This is a genomic window from Lysinibacillus sp. GbtcB16 (assembly GCF_019091145.1).
GTDB lineage: Bacteria > Bacillota > Bacilli > Bacillales_A > Planococcaceae > Lysinibacillus > Lysinibacillus fusiformis.
On record NZ_JAGXJV010000799.1, the window covers coordinates 1 to 241 of the forward strand.

The window sequence follows — 241 nt, forward strand, 5'->3', positions numbered from 1 at the left end:
CGCCGCACCTGTCGAGGCGACCGCCATCGGCAATATCATGATGCAGGTCAAAGCGCAAGGAGAGGTCGCTTCGCTCGATCAAATCCGTCAGGCCGTGCGAGATTCTTTCCCGCCTGACCGGTATGCGTCCAAGGATGAAGATCAGTGGCAGGAAGCCTATCATACCTTTAAGCAAGTCATTGCCAACCATTCAGCAAGGAGTTGAAAGAACGATGTCTGAGCAGCACGTGAGAGAAGAATT

At 53.1% G+C, this 241-nt stretch carries 1 pseudogene; it reads left to right on the forward strand.

Annotation, left to right across the window (positions count from 1 at the left end):
- A pseudogene (locus KVT27_RS25940) lies at window positions 1-205 on the forward strand (rhamnulokinase); the annotation flags it as partial.
- Between the last annotated feature and the right edge of the window lie 36 nt (window positions 206-241).